The sequence below is a fragment of the Gilliamella sp. B2828 genome (genome assembly GCF_026537125.1).
GTDB lineage: Bacteria > Pseudomonadota > Gammaproteobacteria > Enterobacterales > Orbaceae > Gilliamella.
The window spans coordinates 174,670-200,028 of the sequence record NZ_JAFNMU010000003.1 but is presented as its reverse complement, the minus strand read 5'-3'; the positions used below and the strand labels follow the sequence as shown (position 1 = coordinate 200,028).

Sequence of the window (25,359 nt, the reverse complement as noted above, 5' to 3'; positions counted from 1 at the left end):
ACTAATTGTGAAGCTCAACAATCTTTTGCTACTTTTAAATTTAATAATAAAAAGTATGATTAAGGAGTGTGCTATGAGTATCTATAAAAAAGTGACAATAGCTTTATTTACTGCTGTTTTATCTTTTTCTGTATCTGCACTGACTTTGGAACAAGCCATCGATTCACTAAGCCAAGCTAAAGCGCGAGGATTAGTAGGAGAACAGGCAGATGGTTATTTAGGTGTAGTAAAAAATGAAGATAATGCCAGTGAGATTGCAAATTTAATTAATCAAGCTCGTAAAGCACAGTACCAAAAAGTTTCTGCTGAAAGTAACGTTCCATTAAATGAAGTAGAAAATCGAGCTGGTAGTAAAGCGCAAGATAAAACACCAGCAGGTCAATATATAAAGCAACAAGGTCAATGGCAAAAAAAATAATTGTGATCTTTTTGCAATGATAGGAAGAGCATAACGATATTGTACTTTAATTGTGTATCAATAATGTGTATGCTGTTTATTTAGAATTTTGCTCACATTAATTTTTGAAAAGGGCATAATTACCATAACAACAAAATGATATGAATATTTTCATACAGATAGTTAGTTTTTACTTGTAAATTGTATCGCTCAGGCGATTTTAAATGGAGAAAATCAATGTGTTCGATTTTAGGTATTCTTGATATTAAATCAGATCCAGAACAACTACGAACAAAAGCATTAGAACTATCAAGTCTACAACGTCATCGTGGTCCTGATTGGTCTGGTATTTTTGCTTCTGATAAAGCTATTTTAGCTCATGAACGTTTATCAATTGTAGATGTTAATACAGGATCTCAGCCACTTTATAATAAAGATAAAACTTTAGTTTTAGCAGTCAATGGCGAAATTTATAATCATCAAGAACTCCGAAATCAGTACAAAGATCGTTATGAATTTCAAACAGGCTCAGACTGTGAAGTAATCTTAGCCCTTTATCAAGAAAAAGGTATACACTGTCTTGATGACTTACAAGGTATGTTTGCGTTTATTCTTTATGATATTAATAAAGGCACCTATTTTATTGGTCGTGATCATATCGGTATCATTCCGATGTATATGGGGCATGATGAAAACGGCACGTTTTACGTTGCATCTGAAATGAAAGCATTGGTTCCGGTTTGTAAAACGATTGAGGCTTTTCCTCCTGGAAGTTACTTATCAAGTACAGAAGGTGAAATTAAAACCTATTACAAACGTGATTGGATGGAATATGATAACGTCAAAGATAATAAGACAGATATCAATGAACTTCGTGTTGCACTAGAAGAGTCTGTTAAAAGCCATCTTATGTCTGATGTACCTTATGGTGTTTTATTATCTGGCGGTCTTGACTCTTCAGTTATCTCAGCAATTACCAAAAAATTCTCAGCGCGCCGTATTGAAGATCATGAAAAATCTGAAGCATGGTGGCCACAGTTGCATTCATTTGCAGTAGGTTTAAAAGGTGCGCCAGATTTGAAAGCCGCGCAAGCTGTTGCAGACCATTTAGGCACTGTTCATCATGAAATTAATTTTACTATTCAAGAAGGTATTGATGCAATTCGTGATGTCATTTATTACATCGAAACTTATGATGTAACCACCATTCGTGCTTCAACGCCAATGTATTTAATGGCGCGTAAGATCAAAGCAATGGGAATAAAAATGGTTCTATCAGGTGAAGGTGCAGATGAAGTATTTGGTGGTTATTTGTATTTTCATAAAGCACCAAGTGCAAAAGAATTCCACGAAGAAACTGTACGTAAATTAGCGGCATTACATATGTACGATTGTGCGCGTGCAAATAAAGCTATGGCAGCTTGGGGTGTTGAGGCTCGGGTACCATTCTTAGATAAAAAATTCTTAGATGTAGCGATGCGCATTAATCCGAAAGATAAAATGTGTGGTAGCAATGGTAAAATGGAAAAACACATTGTCCGTGAAGCGTTTGAGTCCTATTTACCTGCATCAGTCATCTGGCGTCAAAAAGAACAATTCTCTGATGGTGTTGGTTATAGCTGGATTGACACATTAAAAGAGATTGCAGAGAGCAAGATTACGGATCAACAGCTAGAAAATGCAAAATTCCGCTTCCCTTACAATACGCCAACTTCGAAAGAAGCGTACATGTATCGTGAAATTTTTGATGAATTATTCCCAGTAGAAAGTGCTGCCCATTGTGTACCGGGTGGTCCAACCGTTGCTTGTTCAACTGCGAAAGCAATTGAATGGGATGAATCATTTAAAAACTTAAACGATCCATCTGGTCGAGCAGCAGTTGGTGTGCATAATGATGCTTATAAAGAATAATAAGCTTTAATCGCTCTTATTAGGCATAAAAAAACGGGGATATTTCCCCGTTTTTATTACTTGCTTATTAATGATTGTAGAGCTGCTTAATTTTACTAATGCGCTGCGCCTTTAGGTGCACCGATAGGCAAAATAGTACGACCAAATTGTTCGTTAATTACTTCTGCCATTGCTAAATAAATTGCACTTGCACCACAAATAATGCCTTCAAATCCAGCAATATGAATAATATCATGATTACCTGAAATATTTCCAATTGCTAATAGAGCAAATAACAGCGTTAGGCTAGCAAAAACAAATTGTAATACACGATTGCCTTTTAAGGTACCAATAAACATAAAACCAGTAAAAATTCCCCATAAAGCAAGGAAAATACCTACAAATGTTGCATCAGATGGTGCTGTTGCTGGTGAAGTTGGTAAATACCAAATGCCAACTAATACGATCCAAAAGAAACCATAAGAGGTAAATGCTGTTGTTCCAAACGTATTGCCTTTGCGGAATTCTAAAATACCAGCAATAACTTGAGCAAGACCACCATAAAAAATACCCATTGAGACAATTACAGTCATGGCAGGAAAAAATCCTGCATTATGAATATTTAATAAAATTGTTGTCATACCAAATCCCATTAAACCTAAAGGGCCAGGATTTGCAAGTTTTGTTTGTTCCATAAAGATCCTATAAATTAAGTTTTATCAAAAGAACGGCAATGATAAGTGGATAAAACTTAGCAATCAAGATATATTAAAAAATTTTTATATTGCCCCTTGATATTAACAATATTGTTCCCATTTATGTGGAAACAAAAAATATTTCTTTGTATAAATTTAAAGCTTGAAAATCAAAATTTAAGACTTATATACAAGAAATAAAATACAGGTTTTGAGGAGAAAAAGATTATGGGTAAAATTATAGGTATTGATTTAGGTACAACAAATTCATGTGTTGCAGTGATGGACAATGGTCAAGCGAAAGTATTAGAAAATGCAGAAGGCGATCGCACAACTCCTTCCATTATTGCTTATACACAAGATGGTGAAATTTTAGTTGGTCAACCAGCAAAACGCCAAGCAGTAACTAATCCACAAAATACATTATTTGCCATTAAACGTTTAATTGGTCGTCGTTTTGAAGATGCTGAAGTACAACGTGATGTGGGTATTATGCCATACAAAATTGTAAAAGCTGATAACGGCGATGCATGGGTTGATGTTAAAGGTCAGAAAATTGCTCCACCACAAATCTCTGCTGAAGTATTAAAGAAAATGAAAAAGACAGCAGAAGATTATCTTGGTGAGCCAGTGACTGAAGCGGTGATCACTGTTCCAGCTTATTTCAATGATGCTCAACGTCAAGCAACAAAAGATGCTGGTCGAATTGCCGGTTTAGATGTTAAACGTATTATTAACGAGCCAACAGCAGCAGCGCTTGCTTATGGTTTAGATAAAGATGTGGGGAACCGCACAATCGCAGTATACGACCTTGGTGGTGGTACATTTGATATTTCAATTATCGAAATTGATGATGTTGATGGTGAAAAAACATTTGAAGTATTAGCAACAAATGGTGATACTCACTTAGGTGGTGAAGATTTTGACTCTCGCTTAATTAACTATTTAGTTGATGAATTTAAACGTGAACAAGGTTTCGATCTTAAAAATGATCCACTTGCAATGCAACGTTTAAAAGAAGCGGCTGAAAAAGCGAAAATTGAATTATCATCAGCACAACAAACTGATATCAACTTACCATATATCACTGCTGATGCGACTGGACCAAAACATTTAAATATTAAAGTAACTCGTGCAAAACTTGAATCTTTAGTAGAAGATTTAGTTAAACGTTCAATGGAACCAGTTAAAACTGCGTTACAAGATGCTGGTCTATCTGTCTCTGATATTAAAGATGTAATTTTAGTTGGCGGTCAAACACGTATGCCAATGGTGCAAAAAGCAGTTGCTGACTTCTTTGGTAAAGAACCACGTAAAGATGTAAACCCTGACGAAGCAGTTGCGGTGGGTGCGGCAGTACAAGGTGGCGTGCTTGGTGGTGATGTTAAAGACGTATTATTACTTGACGTAACTCCATTGTCGCTTGGTATTGAAACGATGGGTGGTGTAATGACTACCTTAATTGAGAAAAACACAACTATCCCAACTAAACATAGTCAAGTGTTCTCAACAGCGGAAGATAATCAATCAGCAGTAACTATTCATGTATTACAAGGTGAACGTAAACGCGCTAGTGATAATAAATCATTAGGTCAATTTAACCTTGATGGTATTCAAGCTGCACCTCGTGGTATGCCACAAATTGAAGTAACTTTTGATATTGATGCTGATGGTATCTTACATGTATCAGCGAAAGATAAAAATACCGGTCGTGAACAAAATATTACTATTAAGGCATCTTCTGGTTTAAGTGAAGAAGAGATCCAAAAAATGGTAAATGATGCTGAAGCAAATGCCGATGCTGACCGTAAGTTTGAAGAATTAGCTCAAGTGCGTAATCAAGCCGATCATCTTGTTCACTCAACTCGTAAAAAAGTGACAGAAGCTGGTGATCAATTATCAGCAGATGATAAAAAAGCAATCGAAGATGCAGTAAGCGCTTTAGAAGTTGCCGCTCGCGGCGAAGATAAAGCCGAAATTGAAGCAAAAATTAATGCGTTGATGGAAGCATCTAAAAAATTGCTTGAATTAGAACAACAACAAGCTCAAAGTGACCAATCTGCAAACCAAACAAACAGCGGTTCTGCGGCGCAAGATGATGTTGTTGATGCTGATTTCAAAGAAGTTGATGACGAGAAAAAATAATAAGCATTAATAAAGATGTTTTTTAATGAGTTATTTCAACGAGTTTTAAACATGTAACACATTAAACGGGCGCGAGGTAACTCAAGCCCGTTTAGTTGTTTATGTTATGATAAAAATAAAGGTTAATTATGGCGAAGAAAGATTATTATGAAATATTAGGCGTAAGCAAAACAGCCACTGAAAGTGAAATAAAAAAAGCCTATAAACGCCTAGCCATGAAATATCATCCTGACAAGAATCAGGATAATAAAGCCGAAGCTGAATCAAAATTTAAAGAAGTCAAAGAAGCATATGAAATTTTGACCGATGCCCAAAAGAAAGCTGCTTATGATCAATATGGACATGCAGCGTTTGAACAAGGTGGCGGTGCTGGAGCTGGTGGATTTGGCGGTTTCAGTGGTTTTGGTGGTGGTGCATTTGATGACCTATTTAGTGACTTCTTCGGTGGTGGGCGTGGACGCGGTCAAACCGCATCTCGAGGTGCAGATCTTCAATATAATATTACATTAACACTTGAAGAAGCGGCTAACGGTGTTAGCAAAGAAATTAAAGTACCAACTTGGGTCACATGTGATACTTGTCATGGGCAAGGTACTGAAAAGTCATCTGATGTAGTTACTTGTGATACCTGTCATGGTGCTGGCGTTGTCCAAATGCGTCAAGGATTTTTTGCTGTACAACAAGAATGCCCAACCTGCCATGGTCGTGGTAAAGTTGTTAAAAATCCATGTAAGAAGTGTCATGGTGAAGGTCGTGTACAAAAAAATAAAACACTATCAGTTACTATTCCAGCTGGTGTTGATACTGGTAATCGAATTCGACTTGCTGGCGAAGGTGAAGCTGGTTTAAATGGTGCTCCAGCTGGTGATTTATATGTTCAAGTACAAATCAAACAGCATGCGATTTTTGAACGTGATGGCACTAATTTACATTGTGAAATACCAATTAATATTGTTTTAGCGTCACTTGGTGGTGAAGTTGAGGTTCCAACCCTTAACGGTAAAGTAAGTTTAACTATTCCAGCCGAGACACAAACAGGCAAAATGTTCCGATTACGTGGTAAAGGTATTAAATCCTTACGTAGTAGTTCGGTTGGTGATCTTTACTGTCATGTAGTAGTTGAAACACCAGTTAACTTAACCAGTAAACAAAAAGAACTATTGAAAGAGTTAGGTGAAAGTTTTAAAGCAGATAAAAGCTCCAAACATAGTCCGAAAGAAAAAAACTTTTTTGATAAAGTGAAAAAGTTTTTTGGTTAATATTAATTAATAATAATAAAATCGAGCCACTAAGGCTTGATTTTGTTATTATTCTCATGTTGATTGTAAATTTTAATTTCTTTTTTCTTCTATACATCAAATATTCAAAATTTTCACTAAACTCAACTTGTCGTTATTATTTTTTGCGTTAGTTGGTTTCCTTTTATTTCCAGTAAATGTTAGAGAACTCTACAAGCATTTGGTAGGCTTATTTATCTAATATTATGGTGAGACAGACATACATGACCAATACCTATAATTACTGAATTGGTCAGGATAAAAAATTTAACTTGCTTATATAAATATTAATTATATGGAAGGATTGGGTATTTTCACATTAATTTATTTATTAGGTTAAATCAATTGATTATGATGATTATTTTTGAAACGCTTATTTGTGGTGATCAATCTTATCAATTCGTTTTGATCAAATAATAGGGATGTTTGATTATGGACTTACAATTAAAAATATTAAAATGTTTAATATTGATATAAGTAAATTATTTTTTCATAAAAAAAAGGATAATTTTTAATTATCCTTTTTATGCTAATTATTATTAGGTTTAAAACATATTGATACTAATTACATTTTTGTAGTAAAAGTACGGGCAATAACATCACGTTGTTGTTCTGCTGTTAAAGAATTAAAACGTACAGCATAACCAGAAACACGGATAGTTAATTGTGGATATTTTTCAGGGTGTTTTACTGCATCTTCCAAAGTTTCACGACGAAGAACATTAACATTCAAATGTTGACCACCTTCAACTTTGATTGTTGGTGCTACATCTAAAGGTACTTCACGATATTCAAATTGACCAAGTTCAGCAGTTGGAATAATTTGATCTTCTTTATAAACAGATTTAGCAGCTACACAACGTGCTTCTTTAGTTGAATCATCTAATAACCAAAAAGAGTTAAGTAGTGCAGCATTGTCAGCTTTAGTAATTTGGATACCTGTAATCATTTTTAAATCCTCCTAACGGGCCTTATTGCCCTTATCTATTGTGAGTTAATATAGCACTTTCATAATTTGATTAAAGTCAAAATAAGCTATCAATTCAATAAGTAATACCTTTGGTTATTTTTTTTTGCTTTAATTGCAATGCTTGTAAGCAACTCTTTAAATTTTTTAAAATTTATTGGTTAATTTATATGGATCTTTTTTTAAGAAAATTTAAAAAACACTTTGATAAGTAAAACACCAAAAATTAATTTGATCAATAAGAGATATAAATATGATCAGCTTAAAATTTAATCTCTTCTTGATTCATACATAATAAGTAATGACACTAAGTGTAAAAGCAAATTTAAATACCTTACCAAAAACTCATTATTACTTAGACAATGATATCTTGATGAACTAAAACACCATTATGGGCATTTTATATCAATCACCTGAGCAGTCGTACCTTCTGCCTTTGAATAAATTTTAAGACTTATACCTCAGCAGTGCAGATTAAACAGATTCATTTACTGGCAGCTTGGTATAATTGAATAAATATAATCACATCTGGTTTTTACCTAAATTCAACTTTCCGTCGGTTCCACCAGAAAAAATGATGGCTGGTCACGATAATCTGGTTTGGCATGCTAACAAATAAACTTCAATCTTGAGACGACAAAACGAGTTAAAAATAATTAATGCTTCAGCTTTCTCAAGACCTCCTATTAATGAAATAGCCACTCTTGGATTCGTCATATAAAAACTCACCATTTTGGTATGAGCTGCTTAGCTTATGGTGTCATTTTTATGACCCTTTAAGTGATATTCATACACTGTTGATTATTGTATCGGCGATAGCGGGATTAGGCCGAAGAGGGGATCAACTATATTCCTTGTAATATCCATACTTACATTTCTGATGTCGATGAAATTATTACCGGTAAACGTCGAGAAGGAATTTTTGCAGAAGTAATGATCTTCACACGGAAAGCTTCTCAAGCAGGGGCAGTAATGCTAATTGTCATTTGTTTGCAAAACTCAGGATTTGTTAAAGGACATAATGAGCAACCACTAGGGGTATCACAAACTATTTTAATCTTATTAATCGTTAGCACTATTTTTGTTTTAACTTTAGGTTTTTTAATTTCATTAAAATTTAAACTGGATTTGAAAACTCACAAAATATTAATTGATGAAATTAATAATATAAAAAAATTGGAACAAATTCAGAAAAAAGAATAAGTGATAAAGGAAAACCCATTATCGAAATGTTGACTGCAATGCCTGTTACCGAACTTTGGGGCAAAATAAATAAGTATTAGCTGTTTTATATAAATTTATAAAAGGATGAGAAAGATGCAAATATTTCCTGTAAAACATAGTAAATTGCTTTGTAAACCCGAGTATTTAGTTTCTAAATCTGAATTACAAAAATTGATTCAAAACATTATTAATAATTTAATTAATATAAAAGATGAAACAGGTGAATTTTTATTGCGACTGGATGATGGACAGGTTATTGATACTAAAGATTGGGATGGATGGGTATGGACCCATGGCATCGGTCTTTATGGTATGCATCAATTTTATCAACAGACTGGCGATAAGGTTACGTTAGAAATTATTGATAATTGGTTTGAACAGCGTTTGTCTGAAGGAACATCAACTAAAAATGTAAATACTGTATGCCCATTTCTGACATTGGCTTATCGCTACGAAGAAACTAAAAATTCTGTTTTTTTGCCTTATTTAGAGAGTTGGACTGATTGGGTGATGTATGATATGCCTTGAACTAAATTTAGAGATTTACAACATATTGTTTATAATAATGAAAATCATCAACAACTTTGGGATGATACTTTGATGATGAGTGTATTACCAATTGTTAAAATTGGTAATACACTCAATAAATCTGAATATATTCAAGAAGCAATTTATCAAATATTGATTCATATTCAATATTTAATGGATCGTCAGACAGGTCTTTAGTTTCATGGTTGGACCTTTGACGGTAATCATCATTTTGTTAAAGCAAAATGGGCAAGGGGAAACAGTTGGTTGATCATAGTGATCCCGGAATTTATCGAACTACTTGATCTTCAGAAAAGATCCGATTCGTAAAATGCTTATTGAAATTTTAAATGCTCAAGTTGAAGCATTAGCCTAATATCAAGATGAAAGTGGTTTATGGCATACTATTATTGATGATACTACCTCATATTTGGAAACATCAGCAACAGCAGGTTTTGCTTATGGAATATTAAAATCAATTAGAAAACGCTATATATCGTATGATTATAAAATTATTGCTAAAAAAGCGATTAAAGGTGTGATGGCTAACATTAATGATGAAGGTAAACTCTTAAATGTCTCATTTGGAACGGCAATGGGTAACGATCTGGAGTATTATAAAAATATTCCACTAACATCCATGCCTAAAATTGATTAGCAATAGGTTTATTATGATTTTTAGGTATAATTAATACAACCATTAAATAATGTTGTTAAGCCACAAAAGAATATAGGTATTGTATGACGAATCAATTAACCTGGCATGATGTCATCGGTTCTGAAAAAGAAAAACCTTATTTTCAACAGATAATGCAATTTGTAGCATCGCAACGTGCTGAAGGAAAGATTATTTACCCTCCTAAGCACGATGTTTTTAATGCTTTTCGTTTTACTCCATTTAATGAAATCAAAGTTGTGATTTTAGGGCAAGATCCTTATCATGGTCCTAATCAAGCACATGGGCTTTCATTTTCAGTGTTACCAGGTATAAAACCACCGCCTTCTTTATTAAATATTTATAAAGAACTGTCTACTGATATTGAAGGATTTAACATTCCTTCTCATGGATACCTTGCCTCTTGGGCAAGTCAAGGCGTATTATTGTTGAACAATGTATTGACTGTAGAAGCAGGGCAAGCTCATTCACACGCTAAAATAGGTTGGGAAACATTTACCGATCACGTAATTGCTGCAATCGATCAATATCTTGAAGGGGTGGTTTTTTTGTTGTGGGGATCACCTGCGCAAAAGAAAGGACAGTTTATTGATCGTCAAAAACATCATGTATTAACTTCAGTTCATCCATCCCCTTTGTCTGCTCATCGTGGTTTTTTAGGATGTAAGCATTTTTCAAAAGCGAATGATCTTATTCGGCAACACGGTAAAACACCAATAGATTGGCAACCGAAGCTTCCGGAAAACATTAATGTGTAGTATGAAAAAACGCCGTACAGGTTTGCAAGAAATAGCGGATTTTATAGGTATTAGTAAAATGACGGTAAGCCGTTTTTTACGTGATCCTAATCTTGTATCAAAGCCACTTCAGTTGCAAATATCCGCGGCAATAGATGAACTTGGTTATATCCCTAATAAAGCGCCGGATATGCTGTCTAATGCAAAAAGTAATGCAATTGGTGTATTACTACCATCATTAACCAATCAGGTGTTTGCTGATGTATTAAAAGGTATCGAACTTGTAACAGACAAATATGGTTATCAAACCATGATTGCGCATACAGGCTATAATCCGGAAAAAGAAGAAATGCGGTTACGGTCGTTACTAGCTTATAATATTGATGGATTAATATTAACTGAACGTACTCATACCGCTGCAACACGAAAAATGATTGAAATATCGGGCGTGCCCGTTGTTGAAATTATGGACAGTGTTTCGCCTTGCATTGATATGGCTGTGGGTTTTGATAATTATGGGGTAACTAAAAATATGGTCAATTGTATGATTAAAAAAGGGTATAAACATATTGCTTATTTTAGTGCTCGTCAGGATGATAGAAGTATTATTCGCCAGCAAGGTTATGAACAAGCTATGCAAGAAGCTGGGCTTTTTGCCAAAACTTTTGCAACAAAAAAATCTTCATCTTACTCATTAGGTAAGCAATTACTTCATCAAGCATTGAAAGAGTATCCACAAATTGATGGTGTTTTTAGTACTAATGATGATTTAGCGCTCGGGGTATTGTTTGAATGTCAACGATTGGACATAAAAGTACCTAAACAATTGGCTATTGCGGGTTTTCATGGGCACGATGTTGGACAAGTTGTCACGCCAAAATTAGCTTCTATTTTGACACCGAGGATGAAAATTGGTCAGAAATCAGCAGAAATGTTATTACAATGTATTAATGGTGAGCAGATTGATCAGAATGTAATTGATTTGCCAGTTGAGTATTTAAACGGCGAAAGCATTTGATAATATAGCTGATGCATAAACTAACCTCATTATTTTAAAATAATCAGGTTAGTGTCCATGAGTTATTTATAACTCTTTAGGATATTGACCAAATCGGTTAAGTCCGGGTGTTGAATCCATTAAGAAAAAGATGAATAATATAATATTGCCAAATGGAACAAGCTGTAGCAGTAACCACCAACCTGATTTGTCTGTATCATGTAAACGTCGTACTGACACAGCCAAAGTAGGGAGTGTTGTTGCTAACAAAAATATGGTTGTTATATTTAAGTCTAGTCCCAACGACTTATCAAGTATTATTGTAAAAAAGGAGGCAATAAGAATAAATAACATATACATCCAATACTCTTTTCGACGTGCTCTTCCTTTAAAATTTATGTAATTTTTTGTAATACAATCAATAAACCAGCCCATTTCTTATCATCCTTGTTAATTTAATTAAAAAAAATCCTATTGATTTGATATTTTAATAAAAAAAAATTGAAAATAAAACTGATTTTTATCATTAAAATTTCTTTTTTTTATTATATTACTAATAGTTATGTTATCAGAACTGTTGTTGATTTCAGGTTTTCATAAAGTCAGATTTATGTTAGAATTATCGCTCAGTGGTTATTTATACCTACTAATTTATCTTCAAAGAATAACACTGAGGCCCCCATGAAAATTGTTGAAGTAAAACACCCTCTTGTACGTCATAAAATCGGCTTAATGCGTGAAAGTGATATTAGCACAAAAGATTTCCGTGACCTTGCCAGTGAAGTAGGCAGCTTATTAACTTATGAAGCAACGGCAAATCTACCGACCGAAACTGTAACCATAGAAGGTTGGTGTGGTCCAGTTCAGGTAGAACGCATTAAAGGCAAAAAAATTACTGTAGTGCCAATTTTGCGTGCAGGTTTAGGTATGATGGATGGTGTATTGGAACATGTACCTAGTGCAAGAATTAGCGTCGTTGGTTTTTATCGTAATGAAGAAACTCTTGAACCTGTGCCTTATTTCCAAAAATTAACTTCTGATATTGAAGAACGAATGGCTTTGGTTGTTGATCCAATGCTTGCAACCGGTGGTTCAATGGTTGCAACTATTGATCTGCTTAAGAAAGCGGGTTGTAAAAATATCAAAGTATTGGTTTTAGTTGCTGCTCCAGAAGGAATTAAAACGCTTGAGCAGGCGCATCCAGATGTGGAACTTTATACCGCTTCAATTGATGAAAGATTGAATGATAAAGGCTACATCTTACCTGGGCTTGGTGATGCCGGAGACAAGATATTTGGCACCAAATAAAATTTCAAATTTTAGACCGGTTTATCCGGTTTTTTTATGCCTGTTAATTAATTATCAAATTCTTTATGAGCTACAGATTAAGTTGAAAAGGAGATTGTCAACGTGGTAAAAATCACAATAGATGAAGTAAAGCATGATGCCCCTCTGTCTAAATTTTCATGGCAGGATATTTTCACTGGTGCTCAAATGTTATTTGTCGCATTTGGTGCATTAGTTTTAGTTCCTTTATTAACTGGATTAAACCCCAATGTCGCACTTTTTACAGCTGGTGTTGGAACGTTATTGTTTCAACTTACTACTAAAGGAAAAGTACCAGTATTTTTAGCTTCTTCCTTTGCTTTTATTGCGCCGATTTCTTTTGGTGTAGCACAGTGGGGAATACCGGCAACGCTAGGAGGTTTAGTTGCTGCCGGTTTTGTGTTTATGTTTTTTGCTTTTTTAGTAAAAATTAACGGAAATAATGTCATTAATCGAATTTTACCACCAGTGGTGACGGGTCCTATTATTATGGTTATTGGATTATCGCTGGCCCCTGTTGCTGTCGGCATGGCAATGGGTAAAGATAGTGGCTTAATGGCTGAAAATTATCAGTTAATTATTATTTCAATGGCATCACTAATCACTACCTTAGCTATGGCGATTTGGGCAAAAGGTTTTTTTAAATTAGTGCCTATTATTGCCGGTATCATCGTAGGGTATGTATTTTCCTGCTTATTTGGTATTGTCAATTTTCAACCTGTTATTGATGCTCCTTGGTTTAAAGTTCCTGATTTCACGTTTCCAACATTTCAATGGCAGTCTATTTTATATATGATTCCAATTGTTATCGCACCAACTATCGAACATGTAGGTGATATTATGGCAATTAGTTCTGTTACTGGTAAAGATTATACCTGTGAACCCGGCTTACAACGTACTTTGTTAGGTGATGGATTGGCAACTTCTACTGCTGGATTTTTTGGAGGTCCACCTTGTATTACTTACGCTGAAGTTATTGGTGCAGTAACATTAACTCGTAATTTTAAAACAAGAGTGATGACGTGGGCTGCAATTTGGGCGATTTTAATGTCTTTTGTTGGAAAGATTGGCGCTTTTTTAAGCTCTATTCCAACAGTAGTTATGGGGGGCATTATGGTACTCTTGTTTGGATCAATTGCATCGGTAGGCATTAATATTTTAGTCAAACATAAAGTGGATTTATCCGTTTCCCGTAATATGTGTATTGTTTCGTTAGTTTTAGTCTTTGGTATTGGTGGAATGATTTTTGATTTTGGCTCGTATGCCCTTCAAGGAATTAGCTTGTGTGGCATTTTAGCTATCGTATTAAATTTAATTTTACCTCATCACACTAAACCAACCAATGTTGGTTAATCTAAATTAATAGACCGTTTATGAAGAACATCATGAACGGTTATTCTTTTTTCTTATAACAGACTATTTTATTAATATCGCCGTGACTTTATGTCAGTGATGACTTTCTTTTAAAAAGTTTAAGTCTTCGATAAAGATCTTTAGTTAAACTTTTTCTTTTATTATTAAAAAATAACTTAATCAATATTGATTAGGAACGTTAACCATGGTTTTTAATAGATGAATTAGCAAATTTAATTATTATGATTAATTATTGACTCATTGATTTTAAAGATAATGGTTAAAAGGCTGTAAGCATGATTTGTGAAGTTTTGAGTTAGTATGATTAATTGTATTTTACTTTAATTTAATTTAATTGATTACTGTGAACAAAAACATTTAACGTAATTATATGATTTTAATTAAATGGGAAACAGTTGAATAAAGGTAATATCCATTAATTTTTATTAGAATAAAGAATAAATCTTGTAAAAAAGTTTGAGGTTAACTATACGTTTGAGTATAAAACCTCACTTATTATAAAATAAGTGAGGTTTATTAAAGTAAAAAATTTTATTTTATTGGGCGCATGGTCGGGAATAGAATTACGTCACGAATGGTATGGCTGTTAGTAAATAACATCACAGTACGATCGATACCAATACCGAGTCCTGCCGTTGGCGGTAAACCATGTTCAAGTGCTGTGATATAATCATCATCATAAAACATCGCTTCATCATCTCCTGCATCTTTTTGTGATACTTGATCAGCAAAACGTTGTGCTTGATCTTCAGCATCATTAAGTTCTGAAAAGCCGTTACCAATTTCACGTCCACCAATAAAGAATTCAAAGCGGTCTGTTACAAATGGGTTTTCATCGTTTCGACGAGCAAGTGGTGAGACTTCTGCCGGGTATTCGGTGATAAATGTTGGTTGAATAAGGTTAGCTTCAGCCACTTCTTCAAATATTTCAGTTACCACTCGACCAAGTCCCCAGCCTTTTTCCACTTTGATTCCTACGGCTTTTGCAATCGCACAGGCTTTGTCAAAATCATCTAAATCAGCATTGTTAGTTTCTGGACGATAATGGCAAATTGCTTCACGCATGGTCATTTTGATAAATGGTTTGCCGAAATCAAAAGTGTGTTCGCCATATTGCACTACTGCATTCCCCGTCACGGCAATGGCTAAACGACGGAATAACGCTTCAGTTAATACAATCAAATCTTTATAATCGGCATAAGCCATGTACATTTCCATCATGGTAAATTCAGGATTATGTCTTGGCGATACCCCTTCGTTTCGGAAATTGCGGTTGATTTCAAATACACGCTCAAATCCACCTACCACTAGACGTTTTAAGTAAAGTTCTGGCGCAATTCGTAAATACATGTCTAGATCAAGCGCATTATGGTGCGTAATAAATGGTTTGGCTGATGCACCACCTGGGATGACTTGCATCATCGGGGTTTCAACTTCCATAAAGTGGTTTTCTAACATGAAGTTACGAATTTCAGTTACCACTTTTGAGCGCGCAATAAAGGTGTCACGTGATTGTTGATTAGTAATTAAATCAAGGTAACGTTGACGATAGCGCATTTCTTGATCTGCTAAGCCGTGGAATTTATCGGGTAATGGGCGTAATGCTTTTGTTAGTAGGCGGATTTCTTCACAGTGGATTGATAGTTCACCTGTTTTGGTTTTGAATAAGTAGCCTTTAGCACCAACGATGTCACCAAGATCCCATTTTTTGAATTGTTCATTATAAAAGTTTTCAGGTAGATCATCACGAGTAACATAAAGTTGGATTTGCCCTGCAACATCTTGTAATGATACAAATGAGGCTTTACCCATAATACGGCGCATCATCATTCGACCCGCAACGGTTACAATAATTTTATTTTCAATTAATTCTTCGTTAGTTTTATCATCATACAATTTATGAAGATCGCTTGAAATTGCGTCACGGCGAAAGTCATTAGGGAAAGCAATACCTTGCTCACGAATATGTGCAAGCTTTTCACGACGTATTGTAAGCTCGTTATTTAACTCTTCAATAGGGTTTTGTTGCTCTTGCTGTGTTGACATAATTTTACCTTTTCTTTATCACCAAGCAGGGTTATAAACCTGCTTTTAAGCTTTCTTCAATAAATTGATCTAAATCACCGTCTAAAACGGCTTGAGTATTGCGTGTTTCTACACCAGTACGTAAATCTTTAATCCTTGAGTCATCAAGGACATATGAACGAATTTGACTGCCCCAACCGATATCGGATTTATTGTCTTCCATCTGCTGTTTTTCTGCATTTTTTTTCTGCATTTCAAGCTCATACAATTTAGCTTTTAACTGCTTCATGGCTTGATCTTTATTACTGTGCTGAGAACGATTATTTTGACATTGTGTTACTATGCCAGTTGGAATATGTGTAATGCGTACCGCTGATTCAGTTCTATTAACATGCTGACCACCCGCACCGGATGCACGATAAACATCAATACGGAGATCGGTAGGGTTGATATCAATATCAATATTATCATCAATTTCAGGGTAGACAAAGACTGATGCAAATGATGTATGACGGCGGTTACCTGAATCAAATGGACTTTTACGTACTAAGCGGTGAACTCCTGTTTCGGTGCGCAACCAACCATAAGCATAATCGCCAGATACCTTAATTGTCGCTGATTTTATACCAGCAACATCACCATCGGATACTTCCATTACTTCGGTTGTGAAACCTTTTGATTCGGCCCAGCGCAAATACATTCTGAGTAGCATTTCTGCCCAATCTTGTGCTTCAGTACCACCTGAACCCGATTGGATATCCAAATAACAGTCAGCACTATCATAATCACCTGAAAACATACGGCGGAATTCAAGCCCGGCTAGTTTTTTTTCTAATTGTTTAAGTTCTAAATTGGCTTCATCAAAAGTGTCTTGATCTTCAGCTTCAACAGCAAGCTCAAGCAAGCCTTCGACATCGTCAAGCCCTTGCTCTAATGAATTAATGGTATTAATGATATCTTCAAGTGTTACTCGTTCTTTACCTAAAGCTTGTGCTTTTTCAGGATTTGCCCAGACTTCAGATTGCTCTAATTCGGCGTTGACTTCTTCTAGTCGTTCTTTTTTTAGATCATAGTCAAAGATACCCCCGAATCACAGCACTGCGTTCGGTAAGTTCTGCTATTTTTGATTTAACCGGATTAATTTCAAACATGTTTTAAATTGGATACTCAGTTTATGATTTTTAGATAAGCTTTCATTGTAGCGGATTTAAGTATAATTTAGCAATTACCAATTTAGGCTTGGTGTATGGTGATTCAATAATTTTATCCAACAAAGTGGAAGATAAAATAACATTATCAAAAAGAAGTGAACATGAATAAAAAACAGTTCAAGTTCTAACAATGAGTTAATCGTGATATCGGCACAATAGTAAAGAATCATTACTAAAAACTCATAATGACGCGAGAGGCGTCATTATGAAGTAATTTGGATAAAATGATCGATAAAAATTATTTTTTAGCTTCTGCGTATAACTCAGCAACTTTATCCCAATTAATGACATTCCAAAATACACCAATGTAATCGGCACGACGGTTTTGATATTTTAAATAGTAAGCATGTTCCCAAACGTCAAGAGCCAAAATTGGTGTGCCAGATACACCAGCAAATTTTTCACCCATAATTGGTGAATCTTGGTTAGCCGTAGAAACAACCTCAAGCTTACCATTCTTGAGTACTAACCAAGCCCAACCTGAACCAAAGCGGGTTGCTGCAGCAGCAGAAAATTTCTCTTTAAAAGCATCAATTGAACCAAAATCTTTTTCAATGGCCGTTTTCAACTCACCTTTGAGTTCAGTTCCGACTTTTAACAACTCCCAGAACAAAGTGTGATTAACATGACCACCAACGTTGTTTTTAAGACCGGTAACTTTGTCAGATGGGACTTTATCTAGATTTTTTAGTAAAGTTTCAGGACAAAAATCTTTAACTTCAGTAGGTAACGATTCTAATAAAGCGTTAGCATTGTTTACATAAGTTTGATGATGTTTATCATGATGAAGATGCATGGTTTCAGTATCAATATAAGGCTCTAAAGCATCATAAGCATAGGGTAGAGGGGGTAATATATAAGCCATGAAATTGCTCCTTTCATTTATTGAGTTTTTTTAACTTTTTATGCTAAAAGTATACGAGCTATTACTGGTGCCCACAAACTATTATTTAGATAGTTCATGACTATCTAAGCAATAGCTATATTTTTAAACACAGTACAACGTTTGAATTAAAGCAAAAAAGATTTAAATCATCTACATTAATTTTAAATCAAACTGATTTTTATTAATGATAATAGATAAAAGCATTATCATTACCGGATTTTATAAGTGGTTTTTTCTTAACGTTGTTCATCAACTCGATAGAGCTTGAATGGCTAGATTGAAAAGCGTCGATTCAGTTTAGTGATAAGGCCATCAAGTTTTTCAATTATTAAACTAAAATTAGTGATTTTATTACATTATCGATACCTATCAACATGGTTAAGTACTTGTGACAAAAATAACACCCTATTGTTTATGGGGATAGCAACAAGTATTTTTTATCAACAACACAATTGGATTAGATATTTAGTATAAAATACTTTTCATTTTGCTTTAATCTTAACTAATTGTATTATTGAGATTTTCGAACAATATTGCCATGCGTCATTTCATTTTCCTAATGGTTAACTTTCTATCTATTTTGGGCTTGATAGATAATCTAAACTCAACTTATCAAGAAAAACAAAAAGTTTTAAATTCATTTGGCTGTAATCATGATTACGTAACATATCTGGTGTATCAACAAAGCGATAATTCGCAGCTTGATTGAGATCATTTAGTGAATGAGAGATAAGTTTTTCAACTACTTTGTGTGTTAACTCCAAATGACATTGAAAACCATAAACGAATTTACTGTAAGCAATAATTTGCCGCGGACAGCCTTCACTATAAGCAATTATTTGAGCATCTTTAGTTAATCCTGGCATATCATTGTGCCAATGACCTACCGCTAATTTATCACCGAAATGCGTAAATAGAGAATGATGCTTGCCCACATCAGTTAATGTAATTGGAAATTTGCCAATTTCTTTTTCTGGACTGTGTTCATGAGTGGCACCTAATGCTTCACCAATCAATTGTGATCCTAAGCAAACACCAATAACAACTTTATCTGATTGAATTGCTGATAAAATTACTGCTTGTTCAGCTAATGAATCAAAATACGTACATTCTTGCTTTGTCGTTGCCGGGGATTGTGGTCCACCCATAATAATTAAAAAATCAATGTGATTGATATTATCAGGTAGTGCTTCGCCAAGATAAACACGTGAATAACTAATAGTATGTTGGTGTATTTTTGCCCATTGTTCGTAGGCGCCTGGTGTTTCAAATTCTTCATGAATAATAAAATGGATATGCATAGATCTCTAATATATTGAAATTATTAAATTAGTAAATAAGAAATTTAATATTAATTATCTTAAAAAAACACTCAACACTATATTAAGCGATAACAGGGATAAAAACAAAATATTTGTATTTCAATAATTGCATATGTAATGATAAATTCGATGAGTACCGTTATATTCATCTTTAATTACATCGTTTAAACCATTTTTTAAAATAAGAAAAATAACATTATTTTTCTATAAACTCGTCTTCATCATTATTTTAACTAAGTGGTTAATTTATAATCTTAAAATTAAATTAAATGACATGAATAAATAAAGGTTACGAAAAATTGATATTTTCATGTTCATAGTTTGATGTGATTTAGTTTGCTAACAAAGCAATGTTAATTATGCTAATAATGATTATTTGACTATCGCATGATAAAAAGAAAACCAAATATATTAGAAGAAAATTATACCAACGATGATTATGGTACTTTTTTTAATTATTTTTATAGCGGATAAATTAAATCATCGTATCAAGTCAGTAAGTTTTGTTTACTTGTTTAATTAAAATTTTTAGTATGGGGATTAATAAGAATAAGCAAGAAGTGAAAGGTAAAAATCTTCGCTACAAATGGAAATAATGTGAAAAGTTGGCTCCTCCAACAGGACTTGAACCTGTGACATACGGATTAACAGTCCGCCGTTCTACCGACTGAACTATGGAGGAATCCAATGTGGCGTGCATATTATAGATTTACTGGGGTTATGTCAATAGTTAATTATCGGAAATTCTTTGTTTGATTAATTTTTAACTTATTATCATTATTTAATTGTTAGGATAGTTTTAAATAGTTTCTTTTGTCTTAATAGTTGTTGTGGATGTGATCCAAGCTCCCCTTGAGGGATCATTTGTTTTAGTTCTCGATAATAATTGATCCAATATGGGAGAATCTGACCAGTGGTTAAATTCTTAAAGTTCATAGGATAAAGGTTGAAATAGTCTTTACCTGATTCATATTTAAAAGCATAAGTAATAAGTTGACTACAGTAAAATCCTTTCGCATCTGAACGAAAACTATGGTTATAGGGTAATCCTAAACAGTCTTGAACACGAATTAATGCATTTTTAATGACAACGTTATTGTTAATAGTTGCAACCCAATTATATTGAGCTGTTGCTAAAAAAGATTTAATAGGTTGCTTAATAACTCCATGTTTTGGGGTCGCTTCAATGACCAGATCGTTGCCAATATATAAGCCGACATGGTTTATTTGATTCATTATGTCGTTTGAATTCATCAAGGAACCAGAATGAGTAATTGCTTTATTAAACTCGCTTTGCTCATTCTGAGATTGAAAAATGATATCACCAACTTGCATCTTTATCGGTGTTTTCTTGCATGATAACGCCATAATGAAAACATAACACAAGTAGCAATGATAAACTTGAGCGCATCAACACCTACGAAAGGAAAATAACCTACTTGTAATGCTTCAGTAAGTGAAATATGTAAATAACCCATTAAATAAGTTACGCCAAATACAAAGATTAATTGATGGGCACAAGCAAAGGCGATCAATCCTAAAAGAAAGCGACGATCGTAACCTTTCTCGGCAGCAAATCCAGCAATATAAGCACTAAATGCATACCCATATAGATAACCAGCAGAAGGCGATACTAGTGCCATAAATCCACTGCTGCCATTGGCAAACAGTGGCAATCCCATTGCGCCTAAAAACAGGTATTGAAGTATGGCTAATGCACCGAGTTTACGACCTAAAAAAGCGCCAATTAGCAATACGGCTAATGATTGTAAAGTAAATGGCACAGGGTAGGTTGGAATACTTACATTAGCTGCTACACCTAACAGTAATGCGGAACTTGTTGTAGCCAAGAGCTTACGTTGCCATGAGGATAAATCAATCATTGTTGTGATAAATGTTGGATAATAAGACGTCATTTGTTTATTCATTGTTTTCTACCTTTAATACCTAAATCATAGCGTTATAATAGCGCAATGTTTTAAGTTGTAAACTATTTTTTATTTTAAAAGTTTACTTATATAATGGTTAAGGCGAGATCCATTATCACATTTTCATATAAAAAATGTGATAACAAAAGAAATAATGGATTGTTTAAACTAAATATGGGTTATTGTATTGCTCATTACCAAATGTGGACATAGGGCCATGTCCCGGCACAAAAATAAAATCTTCACCAAGTGGCAATAACTTGTTTTTAATTGACGAAATTAAATCAGAATGGTTACCACGTGGAAAATCTGTGCGTCCAATACTATTTTTAAAAAGTACATCACCGACAAATGCCAGTTTATCTTGCTTATTGATCAATACGATATGACCTGGTGTGTGTCCCGGACAAAATAGCACATCAAGGGTGATATTTCCTACTTGGATTTGATCCCCTTCTTTTAACCAACGATCGGGTAAAAAACTTTCGGTATAAGGAAAACCTAATTGCATAGATTGTTGTGGTAAGGCTGTAAATAAGAACTCATCTTCTTGACTAGGACCAAAGATTTTAACATCATAATGTTTCGCTAATTCAGTGGCGGCGCCCACATGATCTAAATGACCGTGTGTTAATAAAATCTGTTTGATATTAACCCCGAGCTTTTCAACCGCTTTCTTGAGTAATTCTGGCTCTCCACCGGGATCGATAAAAGCAGCCTCATTTGATTCGTTACACCAGATAATACTGCAATTTTCTTGAAAATCCGTAACTGGAATGATTTGATACTGAAACATAATCGTTATCTCCTTGTCGCTTAATGGCGAGCCGTTAAATTCTGACCATCTTGTTTTTTTAATTGAGCAAAAATCACGCTTGATAGCATAGTTACAATACCTAGTATAACAAAGGTTAATTGAAAAGCGTGAATAGTCGTTGTTGTTTTACCAAATAATCTTACCAATAAAGCACCAAAACCAGTACCAAAACTGATAGCTAACTGTTGATTGACAGCCATTAAACTATTACCACTACTTGTGCTTTCTCCTTGTAAATTGGCTAACGTTATACTGTTCATTGAAGTAAATTGCATTGAATTGATGCCTCCAATACAAAATAGCAAAACACCTAATATCAAAAGAGGAGTAGTTAAATTTAATAATGACATTAAAAGGATCAAAATTCCTGCTAAGATGGTATTTGCCATTAGTACAAAACGATAGCCTAAACGAGCAAGAATCCGAGTAATAAAAAACCTTGTACAAATCGATGCAATTGCCATTGGCATGAGCATCATTCCAGCAAAAATTGCCGAATAACCAAAACCAACTTGTAGAAATAAAGGAATAAGAAAAGGCACTCCAGAAATACCTAATCGACAGACTAAATTACCGATAATGCCTATTTTAAACGTTCGTATATCAAATAAAGAGAGAGGAAATAGAGGGGCTTGTTTCTTTTTTGCATAGCTGCGATAAATAAATAAAAAAACTAGACTAGTGACAGCAAGACCCAGCGGTAAATAATATTGTTGACCTTGATTTAAACATTCAACACTAAGGGTTGCACTAATAAAAGTGATAATGATAAAGATAAATCCAAATGAATCAAAAGGCATTCGTTTGCCTTTTATATTAGGCATATATTTTAAGCTAATCATTATCCCGACAATACCAATTGGTAAATTAATAAAAAAGATCCAGTGCCAACTTACCATATCTACAAGGTAGCCTCCTAAAACCGGTCCTAGTACTGGACCGATTAAACCTGGAATCGTTGCTGTGTTTAACGCGGCTAAGAACTCATTGCGTTTAAATGCTTTAATCAAAACTAAACGTGAAACAGGTACCATCATTGATCCGCCGACACCTTGAATAACCCGTGATATATCTAAAAAAAATAATGAATTGGACAAGGCACAAAGTAGTGATCCTAAGGTAAAAAGCGATACAGCCATTACAAAAATATTTCGTGTCCCGAATTGGTCCGATAAAAAGCCGCTTACTGGAATAAATAACGCTAATGTTATTGCATAACATATTACTGCTGATTGCATGTTTAGCGGTGATTCTTTGAGATCTTTAGCCATAGTTGGCAAAGCCGTATTTAAAATTGAGGTATCAAGTGATTGCATAAAAAATGCAAATGCAGCAATCCAAGGTAATATTCGATAAACAAAGGGTGGTAACTGGAATTCGCTATTCATTTTTTCAGCCTAAAATTGATTGTTATGCTGGAAGAGAAGGATCATAGTAAATCCTAAGGTTATACTCTCATATCGATTATTATTAAGTAAGAGAGTGAGTAAATGTTATTTTACAATATTCACAATTAATTGTTAGATTTTTTCTTATTTTTAACGGGTTTCCCTAAATAATAGGAATGAGAACAATTTGGATAAGATGCACTAACATATCCCAAACGGGAACTTCAACCGTTGTACCAACGAGTAAAAGAGTGGGAATTGGAGTAACCACTACACCGATAAGAGTTGAAACTGATGAGACAGTAACTGACAACGCCACATCACCTTTAGCTAGATAGATCATCACATTGGAGGCTGTACCGCTAGCTACGCTACCAACTAGAACCAGCCCGACTAATAACTCAGGTCGCATAGTAAGTAATTTAGATAAGATTAAAGCAGTGAATGGCATAACAATATAATGCAGTAAGATACAAATGATGACTGCCTTAGGTTTCGCCACCACTCTTTTAAAATCATTAATACTTAACGTTACTCCCATAGAAAACATTACAAACATCAATAAGTGTGATGTTTGTGGTCGAACTGGAAGGAATGCATTAGGTAATAAATAGGCAACTATTGCGCAAAGAATTGCCCATAACGGAAATAATCGAGTAAGCGAAATAATGGTTTGCACAAAAATACGACTACGGCGTTGAAACATAAAGCATCACCTTGTGTCTAATTAACCTATTAATAATTAAAAAGTTATTGATGTGCTTGGTTTTGAATTTTCATATTATTAATTCTGCTAAATAGCGTCAAGGTATTTGTTAGAATCGTTCTACATATTTGTTCTGAATCTTCAATACGTAATTGACAAAGAATATTAAATATATTGACAATGTTTTCAGGACGGTTTATTTGCCCTTGTCGACCGCTTAAAGGCATATCAGGGGCATCAGTTTCTAATACTAGGCTTTCGAGAGGTAACTTTGCAATGGCATGGCGTGTTTTATTTGCTCTAGCATAACTTATTACGCCACCTACACCAATATAATAGCCTAATTTGATAAATTGCATTGCTTGTTGATAGCTACCGGAAAAACCATGGATCACGCCACGACACGGTAAATTAGCTTGATGTAACTCATGATAAATTACATCATGAGTTTTACGTGAATGAATTAAAACGGGTAATTCATAGCGGTTAGCTAACGCCAGTTGAGCTCGAAAAAAAGTAAGTTGTTGTTGCCAATCTACGGAAATGTCATAACGGTCTAAGCCGATTTCGCCAATGGCAACTAATTTTTTAGGAGAAGTACTAATGATATCGGATAATTTTTCAAGATCAGTATGAGAATGTTGATAGATAGGATGCAAGCCCAGTGCGGCATAAAGTTCATCATATTGCTCAGTGAGTTGCAGAATTTGACTGAAATGATCTGCTGATATGGCAGGCATAATTAAACTGGCAATTTTAGCTTGTCGAATACAATTCATTGAGTTGTCTAACGCTGTCAAAAAAGCAGGAAAATTGAAATGACAGTGTGTATCTATGAACATA

The 25,359-nt window shown here is 34.4% G+C and carries 22 protein-coding genes, 1 tRNA gene and 1 pseudogene; 10 read left to right on the top strand and 14 right to left on the bottom strand.

The window, feature by feature from the left end:
• The first annotated feature begins 73 nt into the window (after window positions 1–73).
• Window positions 74–418 carry a YdbL family protein gene (locus J3U19_RS04450; RefSeq protein WP_267340193.1) on the top strand — a complete coding sequence of 115 codons (345 nt, stop codon included), beginning with the start codon at window positions 74–76 and terminating at the stop codon, window positions 416–418.
• A 216-nt stretch (window positions 419–634) separates the two neighbouring features.
• Window positions 635–2,308, top strand: coding sequence for an asparagine synthase B (asnB, locus tag J3U19_RS04445; RefSeq protein WP_267340195.1), 1,674 nt, complete (start codon window positions 635–637; stop codon window positions 2,306–2,308).
• 95 nt (window positions 2,309–2,403) lie between these two features.
• On the opposite strand, the gene satP is transcribed toward asnB, so the two are convergent.
• Window positions 2,404–2,982, bottom strand: a complete 579-nt coding sequence (satP, locus tag J3U19_RS04440) for an acetate uptake transporter (protein ID WP_267340196.1) — start codon at window positions 2,980–2,982, stop codon at window positions 2,404–2,406.
• Window positions 2,983–3,210: 228 nt separating this feature from the next.
• Here satP and dnaK point away from each other — a divergent pair, with 228 nt between their 5' ends.
• A complete protein-coding gene (gene dnaK, locus J3U19_RS04435; RefSeq protein ID WP_267340197.1) occupies window positions 3,211–5,127 on the top strand; it encodes a molecular chaperone DnaK in 1,917 nt (638 codons plus the stop codon).
• A 128-nt stretch (window positions 5,128–5,255) separates the two neighbouring features.
• On the top strand, window positions 5,256–6,386 hold the full coding sequence (dnaJ, locus tag J3U19_RS04430) for a molecular chaperone DnaJ (protein WP_267340198.1): 1,131 nt from the start codon (window positions 5,256–5,258) through the stop codon (window positions 6,384–6,386).
• A 583-nt stretch (window positions 6,387–6,969) separates the two neighbouring features.
• Here the strand turns inward: dnaJ and grcA are convergent.
• A complete protein-coding gene (gene grcA, locus J3U19_RS04425; RefSeq protein WP_025314317.1) occupies window positions 6,970–7,353 on the bottom strand; it encodes an autonomous glycyl radical cofactor GrcA in 384 nt (127 codons plus the stop codon).
• Between the two features lie 858 nt (window positions 7,354–8,211).
• Here grcA and J3U19_RS04420 point away from each other — a divergent pair.
• The 4 genes and pseudogenes from J3U19_RS04420 (at window position 8,212) to gntR (ending at window position 11,554) form a co-directional block, all read left to right on the top strand.
• The gene (locus J3U19_RS04420) at window positions 8,212–8,574 is read left to right on the top strand and encodes an MFS transporter (protein ID WP_324123791.1); all 363 of its coding nucleotides are present in this window, start codon (window positions 8,212–8,214) and stop codon (window positions 8,572–8,574) included.
• Window positions 8,575–8,688: 114 nt separating this feature from the next.
• A pseudogene (locus J3U19_RS04415) lies at window positions 8,689–9,781 on the top strand (glycoside hydrolase family 88/105 protein).
• Window positions 9,782–9,864: 83 nt separating this feature from the next.
• Window positions 9,865–10,557, top strand: a complete 693-nt coding sequence (gene ung, locus J3U19_RS04405; RefSeq protein ID WP_267345513.1) for a uracil-DNA glycosylase — start codon at window positions 9,865–9,867, stop codon at window positions 10,555–10,557.
• Between the two features lies 1 nt (window position 10,558).
• Complete coding sequence (gene gntR, locus J3U19_RS04400; protein WP_267340204.1) at window positions 10,559–11,554, top strand: gluconate operon transcriptional repressor GntR; 996 nt, start codon at window positions 10,559–10,561, stop codon at window positions 11,552–11,554.
• A gap of 66 nt (window positions 11,555–11,620) precedes the next feature.
• Here gntR and J3U19_RS04395 read toward each other — a convergent pair whose 3' ends face one another.
• The gene (locus J3U19_RS04395) at window positions 11,621–11,968 is read right to left on the bottom strand and encodes a DUF805 domain-containing protein (protein WP_267340206.1); all 348 of its coding nucleotides are present in this window, start codon (window positions 11,966–11,968) and stop codon (window positions 11,621–11,623) included.
• A 246-nt stretch (window positions 11,969–12,214) separates the two neighbouring features.
• Here J3U19_RS04395 and upp point away from each other — a divergent pair, with 246 nt between their 5' ends.
• Entirely contained in the window at window positions 12,215–12,841 is a 627-nt protein-coding gene (gene upp, locus J3U19_RS04390; protein ID WP_267340208.1) for a uracil phosphoribosyltransferase, read from the top strand.
• A gap of 111 nt (window positions 12,842–12,952) precedes the next feature.
• The gene (locus J3U19_RS04385) at window positions 12,953–14,212 is read left to right on the top strand and encodes a uracil-xanthine permease family protein (protein WP_416380250.1); all 1,260 of its coding nucleotides are present in this window, start codon (window positions 12,953–12,955) and stop codon (window positions 14,210–14,212) included.
• Between the two features lie 552 nt (window positions 14,213–14,764).
• On the opposite strand, the gene lysS is transcribed toward J3U19_RS04385, so the two are convergent.
• The 11 genes from lysS to J3U19_RS04330 form a co-directional block, all read right to left on the bottom strand.
• The gene (lysS, locus tag J3U19_RS04380; RefSeq protein ID WP_267340211.1) at window positions 14,765–16,279 is read right to left on the bottom strand and encodes a lysine--tRNA ligase; all 1,515 of its coding nucleotides are present in this window, start codon (window positions 16,277–16,279) and stop codon (window positions 14,765–14,767) included.
• 31 nt (window positions 16,280–16,310) lie between these two features.
• Window positions 16,311–17,409, bottom strand: a protein-coding gene (gene prfB / locus J3U19_RS04375; protein WP_324123813.1) for a peptide chain release factor 2 whose coding sequence is annotated in 2 segments (ribosomal slippage) — window positions 16,311–17,333 and window positions 17,335–17,409 — 1,098 coding nt in all. Because the reading frame shifts where the segments join, the coding sequence is not laid out codon by codon here.
• 298 nt (window positions 17,410–17,707) lie between these two features.
• On the bottom strand, window positions 17,708–18,334 hold the full coding sequence (locus J3U19_RS04370; RefSeq protein ID WP_267345510.1) for a Fe-Mn family superoxide dismutase: 627 nt from the start codon (window positions 18,332–18,334) through the stop codon (window positions 17,708–17,710).
• A gap of 596 nt (window positions 18,335–18,930) precedes the next feature.
• Window positions 18,931–19,656 (bottom strand): type 1 glutamine amidotransferase, encoded by a 726-nt coding sequence (locus J3U19_RS04365; protein WP_267340213.1) that lies wholly within the window; start codon window positions 19,654–19,656, stop codon window positions 18,931–18,933.
• A gap of 627 nt (window positions 19,657–20,283) precedes the next feature.
• Window positions 20,284–20,359, bottom strand: a tRNA-Asn gene (locus J3U19_RS04360).
• A gap of 95 nt (window positions 20,360–20,454) precedes the next feature.
• Entirely contained in the window at window positions 20,455–21,045 is a 591-nt protein-coding gene (locus tag J3U19_RS04355; RefSeq protein ID WP_267340214.1) for a YiiX/YebB-like N1pC/P60 family cysteine hydrolase, read from the bottom strand.
• The gene (locus J3U19_RS04350) at window positions 21,015–21,605 is read right to left on the bottom strand and encodes a biotin transporter BioY (RefSeq protein WP_267340215.1); all 591 of its coding nucleotides are present in this window, start codon (window positions 21,603–21,605) and stop codon (window positions 21,015–21,017) included. Before J3U19_RS04350 ends, J3U19_RS04355 begins: the two co-directional genes overlap by 31 nt.
• A 163-nt stretch (window positions 21,606–21,768) precedes the next feature.
• Entirely contained in the window at window positions 21,769–22,401 is a 633-nt protein-coding gene (locus tag J3U19_RS04345; RefSeq protein WP_267340217.1) for an MBL fold metallo-hydrolase, read from the bottom strand.
• Window positions 22,402–22,421: 20 nt separating this feature from the next.
• Entirely contained in the window at window positions 22,422–23,810 is a 1,389-nt protein-coding gene (locus J3U19_RS04340) for an MFS transporter (RefSeq protein WP_267340219.1), read from the bottom strand.
• A 163-nt stretch (window positions 23,811–23,973) separates the two neighbouring features.
• Entirely contained in the window at window positions 23,974–24,516 is a 543-nt protein-coding gene (locus J3U19_RS04335) for a bile acid:sodium symporter family protein (protein WP_267345509.1), read from the bottom strand.
• Between the two features lie 44 nt (window positions 24,517–24,560).
• Complete coding sequence (locus J3U19_RS04330; protein ID WP_267340220.1) at window positions 24,561–25,358, bottom strand: TatD family hydrolase; 798 nt, start codon at window positions 25,356–25,358, stop codon at window positions 24,561–24,563.
• Window position 25,359 lies beyond the last annotated feature (1 nt).